Source organism: Kribbella rubisoli (genome assembly GCF_004217145.1).
GTDB classification, from domain to species: Bacteria; Actinomycetota; Actinomycetes; order Propionibacteriales; family Kribbellaceae; genus Kribbella; species Kribbella rubisoli.
Genome location: NZ_SHKR01000011.1, coordinates 1,801,714 through 1,811,307, shown reverse-complemented (window position 1 = coordinate 1,811,307; position 9,594 = coordinate 1,801,714). Strand labels below are relative to the sequence as shown.

12 protein-coding genes are annotated in these 9,594 nt (G+C 68.5%); 8 read left to right on the top strand and 4 right to left on the bottom strand.

All coding sequences use genetic code 11. The annotated features are described in order from the left end of the window. Nucleotides 1–65: 65 nt before the first annotated feature. The 3 genes from EV645_RS11670 to EV645_RS11660 form a co-directional block, all read right to left on the bottom strand. Nucleotides 66–692, bottom strand: a complete 627-nt coding sequence (locus tag EV645_RS11670) for a DUF2238 domain-containing protein (RefSeq protein WP_130442529.1) — start codon at nt 690–692, stop codon at nt 66–68. A gap of 111 nt (nt 693–803) precedes the next feature. Further along, on the bottom strand, nt 804–1,175 hold the full coding sequence (locus EV645_RS11665) for an FKBP-type peptidyl-prolyl cis-trans isomerase (RefSeq protein ID WP_130442527.1): 372 nt from the start codon (nt 1,173–1,175) through the stop codon (nt 804–806). A gap of 94 nt (nt 1,176–1,269) precedes the next feature. Next, nucleotides 1,270–2,133, bottom strand: a complete 864-nt coding sequence (locus tag EV645_RS11660) for an alpha/beta fold hydrolase (RefSeq protein WP_130442525.1) — start codon at nt 2,131–2,133, stop codon at nt 1,270–1,272. Between the two features lie 106 nt (nt 2,134–2,239). Between EV645_RS11660 and EV645_RS11655 the strand changes: the two genes are divergently transcribed. After that, nucleotides 2,240–2,962 carry a hypothetical protein gene (locus EV645_RS11655; protein WP_130443747.1) on the top strand — a complete coding sequence of 241 codons (723 nt, stop codon included), beginning with the start codon at nt 2,240–2,242 and terminating at the stop codon, nt 2,960–2,962. A 39-nt stretch (nt 2,963–3,001) separates the two neighbouring features. Further along, entirely contained in the window at nt 3,002–4,279 is a 1,278-nt protein-coding gene (purD, locus tag EV645_RS11650) for a phosphoribosylamine--glycine ligase (RefSeq protein ID WP_130442523.1), read from the top strand. Nucleotide 4,280: 1 nt separating this feature from the next. Here purD and EV645_RS11645 read toward each other — a convergent pair whose 3' ends face one another. Beyond that, complete coding sequence (locus EV645_RS11645) at nt 4,281–4,793, bottom strand: TIGR04222 domain-containing membrane protein (protein ID WP_157997049.1); 513 nt, start codon at nt 4,791–4,793, stop codon at nt 4,281–4,283. 73 nt (nt 4,794–4,866) lie between these two features. On the opposite strand from EV645_RS11645, the gene EV645_RS11640 reads away from it, so the two are divergent. The 6 genes from EV645_RS11640 to EV645_RS11615 all read left to right on the top strand — a co-directional run bounded on the left by EV645_RS11640 (nt 4,867) and on the right by EV645_RS11615 (nt 9,474). Next, nucleotides 4,867–5,355, top strand: a complete 489-nt coding sequence (locus EV645_RS11640; RefSeq protein ID WP_130442519.1) for a SigE family RNA polymerase sigma factor — start codon at nt 4,867–4,869, stop codon at nt 5,353–5,355. Beyond that, entirely contained in the window at nt 5,348–5,962 is a 615-nt protein-coding gene (locus tag EV645_RS11635; protein ID WP_130442517.1) for a hypothetical protein, read from the top strand. Before EV645_RS11640 ends, EV645_RS11635 begins: the two co-directional genes overlap by 8 nt. A 24-nt stretch (nt 5,963–5,986) precedes the next feature. Beyond that, a complete protein-coding gene (gene purB, locus EV645_RS11630) occupies nt 5,987–7,414 on the top strand; it encodes a lyase family protein (RefSeq protein WP_479684495.1) in 1,428 nt (475 codons plus the stop codon). Nucleotides 7,415–7,417: 3 nt separating this feature from the next. Further along, nucleotides 7,418–7,774: a hypothetical protein gene (locus tag EV645_RS11625; RefSeq protein ID WP_130442513.1), complete on the top strand. Its 357-nt coding sequence runs from the start codon at nt 7,418–7,420 to the stop codon at nt 7,772–7,774. Nucleotide 7,775: 1 nt separating this feature from the next. After that, nucleotides 7,776–8,168 carry a hypothetical protein gene (locus EV645_RS11620; protein WP_130442511.1) on the top strand — a complete coding sequence of 131 codons (393 nt, stop codon included), beginning with the start codon at nt 7,776–7,778 and terminating at the stop codon, nt 8,166–8,168. 85 nt (nt 8,169–8,253) lie between these two features. Continuing rightward, the gene (locus tag EV645_RS11615; RefSeq protein WP_130442509.1) at nt 8,254–9,474 is read left to right on the top strand and encodes a bifunctional glycosyltransferase family 2/GtrA family protein; all 1,221 of its coding nucleotides are present in this window, start codon (nt 8,254–8,256) and stop codon (nt 9,472–9,474) included. Nucleotides 9,475–9,594 lie beyond the last annotated feature (120 nt).

Below are 9,594 nucleotides of genomic sequence, written 5' to 3'. Positions count from 1 at the left end.
CCGACGAGCTGATCGGCCACAATTCTGCGGGCCGAACCGGGGCTTGCGGCAAGTCCCCTGTGCCGCTATACGTTGGAAGTAGAGGGGGATCGACGCAGCTGGTAGAGGATCAGTCCGGCGAGCAGGGCGCCCATCGTGCCGAGGGCGAGGTCGCCAAGAGTGTCGGTGTACGCCGTCTGCAGCTCGGGGGAGTTTCGGACGAAGGCCACGTACTCGCCCAGCTCCCAGACGACGGCGGCTGTAGCGCCGAAGCCAAGGGCCACGAAGGCGGTAAGTCCTCGGGAGAGACCGCGCGGTGCGAAGGCGAGCAGGACGCCCGCGGTCAGGAAGCCCCAGAGGATGAAGTGCATCGCGTCATCCCACCAGTCGACGGTGTCGAACAGGTTGAGTCGGTTGCCGATCAGGTCGATCAACCACGGCAGCGTCATCAACAGGTCCGCAGGCCACGGGAACGTGCTGTGGAGTTTGCTGCGCGTGCGCCCGTAGGCCCACCACCACAGCGGGAGCGCCATCGCACCGATCGGATACACGACCAGGCGCGCCGTCGACGCCTTGCCCTTGATCCCGCTGAGGTCGGGCCAGATCAGGGCCGAGAGCAACAATGCGAAGAGCAGTACCTTCGCGGCCAGGGCGGCGTACCGCAGCCAGTTGGTTCGCGTAGCGGGAACCGTGGTCACAGTCATCGTCGTCATGCCTCCCAGTCAATCGGGCCGCTGGGCTGGGCGGATGAGTACAACTACGCGAAGAACCCCCGCGTCTCCGTCATTGTGACGGAGACGCGGGGGTTCGGGACAGCGTTTGGTTCAGCTGACGCTGACGAGGTCCACGACGAAGATCAGGGTCTCGCCCGGCTTGATCGCGCTGCCGGCGCCACGGTCGCCGTAGCCCAGGTGCGGCGGGATGACCAGCTTGCGGCGGCCGCCGACCTTCATGCCCTGGACGCCGGTGTCCCAGCCCTGGATGACCTGGCCGACGCCGAGCTGGAACGCCAGCGGGGCGCCCCGGTTGTACGACGCGTCGAACTCCTCGCCGGTCGAGTGGGCCACGCCCACGTAGTGCACGTTGACCCGCGAACCGGCCTTCGCCTCGTCGCCGTCGCCAACGGTGATGTCGGTGATCTCGAGATCCGCCGGGGGCGGCCCGTCCGGAAAGTCGATCTCTGGCTTCTCAGTCATACCTTCCAGCTAAGCAGATGCCTCGGTGGCGTCGAGTACTGGACCCTCCTGGTCTCCATCGTTCCGCTGTCAGCGCAACGATGGACACTCGCGGTCACCTGCCGAGGACCTGGCGCAAGGTGGTGGCGAACTCCTCCGGCTTGCCGGGCTGGCCGTACTCGTTGCCGAGGAAGCCACCGTGGCCGCTCGGGAACACGACCGGGTCCAGGCCCAGCTTCTCGGCCGCCGCCTTGCCGCCACGGGCAGCCATCTGGTTCGCCGACTCTTCGCCGACACCGATGACGATCCGCTCCTTCGCGTTGGCCAGGGCGTCGAAGTCGGGCTGGTACGACGTACAGCCGCGAAGGTTCTGGCCGAGGAGCGCGTCGTTGCGGGATCCGTCGTCCTCGGTGGGGAGTCCGAACATGGCCGGGTCCGGCGCGGGCTGCTGCGTGTAGTCGGCGGGCACCTCGCCGTCGTACCCCACGAAGGCGATGAACTTCGCCATTCCGGCGCCCATGCCGTCGCGCTGGTACGTCGCGTACATGTCGGCGACCACGGCCAGCGCGGCCTCGCTGTCGGGCAGGATCGCGGCCAGCGGCGGCTCGTGAGCGACGAGGGTGTTGATGAGGTCGGGACGCTTCGCGGTGAGGGCCAGCGCATTCACCGCGCCGCCGCTGCTGGCGAAGAGGTCGACCGGGCCGACGTCGAGATGCTCGATGAGCGCGGCGAGGTCCGCGGCGTGGTCTTCCGGAGACAGCTCGGTGATCTCACCGGTGCGGACGCTCCGCTCGACGCCGCGCGGGTCGTACGTGACCACGGTGCGGTCGGCGAAGTGCGAGGCCAGGGTCGGGAATCCGCTCGCGCCCATCGGGGAGCCGATCATCAGCAGCACCGGGCGATTCGCGAGGTCGCCGCGAACGTCGTACGTCAGCGTGGCTCCGGGCACGTCGAGCGTCTGGGTCACAGGCTCTGGCATCACAGCTCCTCTGAGGTCGGTCTAGTGGTGGTGAGCCTAGACCGCTCCGGCTGCACGGAACAGGAACTCAACCGGAACCCGATCGGCACTAAAGTTGCCCTCCGTGATGAAGAAGCTCGCCTTGGTGATCGCCCTGTCCGCGGTGCTGACGTCGGGCGTCGCGGTGGCGGATCCGCGGAGCTCCGACGCGGCGACGGGGACCTATGCGCAGTACTCGCTGATGTTCGAGAAATCAGCCGGCCAGTACTTCGCGGGCGGGACCGCTGCCGGCCAGTGGGCCTGGACCCCGCTGAGCGCGACCGAGTCCGACATCTCCTGGGGCGATCCCACGGCATGGCCGCCGAAGTCGGCCGAACACTTCATCCACGATGGCGACTGGGTTCTCCTCGACGGATACAACGATGGCGCCGGCCGTCCACTGACCCAGATCCAACGTGTCACCGCCGAAACCATCGGCGACGCGAGCTGCACCAACATGCAGCCCATCCCGTCCAACGGCGGCCGCCAGCACTACGTCCGATGGACCATCCCCACCACCGGCTACTGCCTGGACGCCACCGGCACCATCAAGCCTCCCAACGGCGCCACCACTGTCACCTTCCGCCACCTGCAGAAGTGGCTCCCGCCGCACCCCTGCACCAACCCGTACTACACGGGCCAGACGTGCATCACTCAGTCCGAACAGTGGTGGGACGACAACCAACACCCCTACGCCTTACAACTAGCCCGCACCGTAGAGCTCGCCAAAGGCCTGGGCATGGCCTTCACCAACCGCACCACAGTCCCCCTCACCTGGAATGCCGACGGTCGCTACTACTGGCACTACTGAGGCGAACGCCAAGCTCGGGGCACGCTAGGCTGAGCGCCCGTGAAGGTTTTGGTGGTCGGGTCCGGTGGTCGTGAGCACGCACTGGCCTGGGCGTTGACCCAGGACCCCGAGGTCGAGCAGGTGGTGGCGGCGCCGGGTAACCCCGGTATCGCGACGTTGCGGCCCGCGCACGACGGTCAAACGATCGTTTGCCGGTCGGTGGATATCGAGGACCACGACGCGGTTGTCGCGCTCGCGCAGGAGCTGGACGCCGACCTGGTCGTCGTCGGCCCGGAGGCTCCTCTGGTCGCCGGCCTGGCCGATCCGCTGCGGGATGCAGGCATCGCGGTGTTCGGTCCGTCGCGCGAGGCCGCGCAGATCGAGGGCTCCAAGGCTTTCGCGAAGGACGTGATGGCTGCCGCGAGCGTGCCGACCGGCCGCGCGTACGTGTGCACGACGCCCGAGGAGGCCGCGACCGCGATCGACGCGTTCGGGCCGCCGTACGTCGTGAAGGATGACGGGCTCGCGGCGGGCAAGGGCGTTGTGGTCACTTCGGACCGCGAGGAAGCGCTCGCGCACGCGGCGCAGTGCGAGCAGGTGCTGATCGAGGAATTCCTGGACGGACCCGAGGTCTCGCTGTTCGCGATCACCGACGGCACCACGGTGCTTCCGATGCAACCGGCGCAGGACTTCAAGCGCCTCGCCGACAACGACGAAGGTCCCAACACCGGCGGCATGGGCGCGTACACGCCGTTGCCGTGGGCACCCGACGACTTGGTTGCCGAGATCACCGAAAAGGTTCTGCAGCCGACGATCGACGAGCTCCGCCACCGCGGTACGCCGTTCAGCGGCCTGCTGTACGCCGGTCTCGCGCTGACGTCACGCGGCGTCCGGGTGATCGAGTTCAACTGCCGCTTCGGCGACCCGGAGACGCAGGCCCTGCTGCCGATGCTGAAGACCCCGCTCGGCGGCCTGCTCCTGGCCGCCGCCACCGGCAAGCTGGCGGACCAGGGCGACCTGAGCTGGCGGGATGCCGCGTCGGTCGCGGTCGTCGTCGCCGCGAAGAAGTACCCGTCCAGCCCTCGCAAGGGTGATCCGATCGCCGGTGTCGAGCAGGCCGAGAGCGGCGACGTACGCGTCTTCCACGCCGGTACGTCGCTCGAGGACGAGGAGCTCGTCACGTCCGGCGGGCGCGTGCTGGCGGTCAGCGCCGTCGGCAAGGACCTCGCCGAGGCCCGCCAGCGCGCGTACGCCGCCGTCGGTCAGATCCGCATCAAGGGCTCGCAGCACCGCACCGACATCGCCCTCAAGGCCGAACGCGGCGAGATCACCGTCTGACCTATCCGGCGGTCCAGGTGCCCGACGAGGGCCCGATGGAGCCGTCGATGGTGTTGTCGCGGACGGGGACGACCGGATCGATCTTCGGCAGGTCCGGCAGCGGGTGCTCCAACATGTCCCGCAGTTGCACGTCCTCGATCCCCGGTACGCCGAGGACGGCAACCCGCCGAAGACCGGTGCCGGGGCGTGCCGCCAGGTCGCGGTACGTCGAGCTGAACCAGCGGAGGAACCGGAGCTGGCCCTTCGCCCGGACAGCAGCGTTGAGGCCGGCGACCTCCGGCAAGGCTGCGAGCCGCGCGAGGAGCTCAGTCACGCCGATCCCGCTCTCCGGGACCAGGGCGAGGGCGGCGGCCTCGACCGGGTACGTCGACTCCGTGCGGGCGACCTTGACCCGCTGCCGCTTGTAAGCGACGTCCAGCCGCCCGTCGGCGGCCAGCGCCACGAAGGTGACCAGTGCGGCTCGCTCCGCGCCGCCGACCAGCCAGGCGACCTCGTACGTCGATAGCTTGTCCATGTACTCAGAGTGAGCTTCGATAGGGTCAGCAATCCGATGGAACCGGATCCAGGGGTCGGGGGTGTTAGTGGGCATGGAGACGGAGGGGCTGCGGGAGTTCTACCGCGCACACCAGCCACGGCTGGTCGGGGTGATCTCGCTGCTGACCGGGTCGCGGGCCGAGGCGGAAGACATCGTCCAAGAGGCGTTCGTCCGGCTGGTGCCCCGGTGGCAGAAGGTCTCGCGGTACGACTCACCGGAGGCCTGGGTGCGCCTGGTCGCCGTGCGGCTCGCCGCGAATCGGCACCGTGACGGCAACCGGTTCACGCAACTGTTCCACCGGCTGCCGGCGGAACACGTCCCGGACCCCGCCGACAGGTACGCCGGTGATCTCGAGCAGGCTCTCGCCGGCCTGCCGATGCCGACCCGGCAGGTCGTCGTCCTCCATTACGTCTGTGACCTGAGCGTGGCTCAGGTGGCGGACACGCTCGGGATCGCGGAAGGCACGGTCAAGTCGCGCCTGTCCCGCGCCCGGGACGCCCTGTCCGATTCATTGCTGTTGAGGAGTGACGACCATGCCTGATCTGCAAGAGGACCTGCAGGCCCTGGCGGACCGCAAGGCCGCCGAGTCCGCCGGTGACTTCGACTCCGTCCTGACCGCGGCCCGTTCCCGCAAGCGCCGGATGACCGCCGGTCTGACCGTGCTCGGTGCAGCCGTCGTGGTCGCCGCCGTCGCGGTGGTCCCGACGCTCCGGCCGGCGCACAACAACGCGCCGGTGGCCGACAGCCCGGTCCCGACCAACATGGTCGCGCCGCCCGAGGTGTCGGTGCAGCCGAACCCGGCCCCGGTCGAGAAGGCCGGACCGCTCACGCTGACCTCGGCCAAGGCGCTGGTCTCCGGCGGCCAGTTCGTCGCGTCGTTCCCGGACAAGCAGGTCCGTCACGTGACGTTCACGCTGGCCTCGGCGGCCAAGCCGGACGTGCCGCTCTACACCCTGGTCGCCAAGGTGCCGGGCGACGCCTCCACGCCGTACGCGATCCGGATGAACGGTGAGATGGGCATCTCCATCCCGCAGTACACCGGCGCCGGGCCGTACACGCTGGCCATGCCGAAGGGTCTCGCCGCCGGTTCGTACCAGGTCTGCACCCTGTCCGGCGCCAAGCTCTGTGGTCTGGTGACCGTCAAGTAGTCGCCGTCTGGGAGAATGGGGCTCGTGACCAAGCCCCTGATCCCCAATGTTCTCGCCGCGCGCTACGCCAGTCTGTCGATGGCGGAGCTGTGGTCACCGGAGCACAAGATCGTGCTCGAGCGGAAGCTCTGGGTGGCGGTGCTGAAGGCCCAGAAGGAGCTCGGGGTCGAGGTTCCGGACGGGGTCGTCGAGGACTACGAGCGGGTCATCGGCCAGGTCGACCTGGCGTCGATCGCGGCCCGGGAGCGGGTCACGCGGCATGACGTGAAGGCGCGGATCGAGGAGTTCAGCGCGCTCGCCGGGCACGAACACATCCACAAGGGGATGACGAGTCGTGACCTGACCGAGAACGTCGAGCAACTCCAGATCCGCGCCGGTCTCGAGCTGGTCCGGGACCGCGCGGTGGCGACCGCCGTGCAGCTCGGCCAGAAGGCGGCCGAGCACGCGGCGCTGGTGCTGACCGGACGCTCCCACAACGTCGCCGCGCAGGCGACCACGCTGGGCAAGCGGTTCGCGTCGGCCGCGGACGAGCTGCTGGTCGCGATCGCCCGGATCGAGGAGCTCATCGAGCGGTATCCGCTGCGCGGCATCAAGGGCCCGGTGGGTACGTCGCAGGACATGCTCGACCTGTTCGGCGGTGATGAGACGAAGCTCGCCACGCTCGAAAGCACGATCGCGCAGCACCTGGGCTTCAGCCACACGCTCACGAGCGTCGGCCAGGTGTACCCGCGGTCGCTCGACTACGAGGTCGTCTCCGCGCTGGTGCAGCTGGCCGCCGGGCCGTCGAGCCTGGCGACGACGATCCGGCTGATGGCCGGGCACGAGCTGGTCACCGAGGGCTTCAAGGAGGGCCAGGTCGGTTCCTCCGCGATGCCGCACAAGATGAACACCCGGTCCTGCGAGCGGGTCAACGGTCTCGCGGTCATCCTCCGCGGCTACGCGTCGATGGCCGGCGAGCTGGCCGGCAACCAGTGGAACGAGGGCGACGTCTTCTGTTCCGTCGTACGCCGGGTTGCCCTGCCGGACGCGTTCTTCGCGCTGGACGGGCTGTTCGAGACGTTCCTGACTGTCCTCGACGAGTTCGGGGTGTATCCGGCGGTCGTGTCGCGCGAGCTCGAGCGGTACCTGCCGTTCTTGACCACGACCAAGGTGCTGATGGCCGCCGTGAAGAACGGCGTCGGCCGGGAGACCGCGCACGAGGTGATCAAGGAGCACGCGGTCGCGACCGCACTCGACCTGCGCAAGGGCCTCGCTGGGAACGACTTGTTCCACCGGCTCGGTGTTGACGGGCGACTCGGGCTCACCGAGGAGCAGATCGTCGGCATCGTCGGCGAGCCGCTGACGTTCACCGGCGCGGCCGTCGCCCAGGTCGGAGCCGTCGTCGGGAAGATCGACGATCTCGCCAAGCGCTACCCGGAGGCGGCCGCCTACACGCCGGGTGACATCCTCTAACCCGTGTTCGCACCGCTCACCTGGTTCCTGGTCGCGCTCTCGCTCGCCGCGGCACTGTTCGCCGTCGTACTCGCGGCGCGCGACAAGCGGATCAACTGGACCTTGCTCGGCATGCTCGGGGTGATCGAGGTCGCGCTGGTGGCACAGCTGGTCGTCGGCATCGTGCAGCTGAGTGGGACGACGCGGGATGTCTCCGGGCCGTTCTTCATCGGGTACCTGATCGGCTCGCTGATCATCCTGCCGGTCGGCGCGTTCTGGGCGCTGGCGGAGAGCAGCCGCTGGGGCGCCGGCGCGCTGGCCATCGCCTGCGTCGTGATCCCGATCCTCGAGCTCCGGCTGTACGACGTGTGGACGGCCTGACATGACCGATCCCGCAGCGACCAAACACGGCCCGGGCCGGATTCTGATCGCGGTGTACGGCGTGTTCGCGCTGGCCGCGACCGCGCGCGCCGGCGTACAGATCGCGACGAAGTTCACCGATGCGCCGATCGCCTACCTGTTGTCGGCCGTTGCCGCGATCATCTACTGCGCGGCGACATTCGCGTTGGCCAAGGCAACCAAGGTGTCCCGCAAGGTCGCCACGACCGCGATCGTGATCGAGCTGATCGGCGTACTCGCGATCGGCGCGTTCAGCTACGCCGCACCGGACGACTTCCCGGACGCGACCGTGTGGTCGCACTTCGGCCAGGGCTACGGCTTCGTGCCGGTCGTGCTGCCGGTTCTCGGTCTGCTCTGGCTGCGTCGCACTCGGTAAGAGGGGGTCTGGGGCGCCTCTACTGCCAGGGAACTGCCAGCCACACGCAGGGAGTGGCACAGGTTGGCCGGACAGCATCGGTGTCATGCAGATTCCAGGTCATCCTCGGGTCGAGATCGTCGTACCCGTCAAGAACGAGGAAAACGACCTCGGACCGAATATCAGACGGTTGCGGGAGTTCCTCGACACCGCTTTCCCGTTCCCGGCCGAGGTCTGCATCGCGGACAACGGAAGTACGGACGCGACATATGAGATCGGCATGCTGCTCGCGAGCGAGCTGCCCGGGGTCCGGATCGTCCGGCTCGAGCAGTCCGGCCGCGGCCGCGCGCTGAAGCAGGTCTGGTCCGCGAGCAACGCAGAGGTGCTCGCGTACATGGACGTCGACCTGTCCACCAACCTGAACGCCCTGCTCCCGCTGGTGGCGCCGCTACTGGCCGGGCACAGTGATGTTGCCATCGGCACTCGGTTGGCGAAGAGCTCGCGGGTCGTCCGGCGGCCGAAGCGCGAGTTCATCTCCCGCTCGTACAATCTGTTGCTCCGGGCAACGTTGAGCGCGCACTTCTCGGACGCGCAGTGCGGCTTCAAGGCGATCCGCGCCGACGTGGCCCACGAGCTGCTGCCGCTGGTGCAGGACACCAGCTGGTTCTTCGACACCGAGCTGCTGGTCCTGGCCGAGAAGGCCGGGCTGCGGATCCACGAAGTACCGGTCGACTGGGTCGACGACCTCGACTCCCGGGTCGCGATCGCGAAGACAGTCGGCGAGGATCTGCGGGGGATCGCCCGACTGATGCGCAGTCGCGTCGACCTCGAGCCGGTTCGGCAGAAGTACGGCCGGCCGCGGATCCTCGATCCTCGGACGGCGATGGCGGCCCGGGTCCTGCGTTTCTGCGCGGTCGGGGTGCTGAGTACGGCGGCGTACGCGGTGCTCTATCTCGTGCTCCGCCAGGGCATGCCGGCCCAGGTGGCGAACCTGCTGTCGCTGCTCATCACGGCCGTCGCCAACACCACGCTGAACCGCCGGATCACCTTCGGCGTCCATGGTGTGGAGGGACGGTGGCGGCATCAGCTGCGCGGCCTGGTTGCCTTCGGCATCGGCTGGAGCTTGACCGCGGCGTCGCTCTGGTTGTTGCACACGGCAATCGCCGTACCGAACCAAGCGGTGGAGATCACCGTGCTGACCATCGCGAACCTGGCCGCGACCGTGGTCCGGTTCAGCCTCTTCCAGACGTGGGTGTTCGACGACGACGCGCCTACTTTGCCCGCCTTCGAACCCCCAGCGGTTCTCGACCAGACCCGGAGCAACTGAGATGACTGTATTGATGCCGCGACTCCGTCGCGGCGGGCCATTGGGCTGTGACTCCCGGCCTTCCCTCGTCGCTCCGGTCGCTTCGCTCCCTCCGCTCCTCAGTCCAGGCCGGGAGGCCCA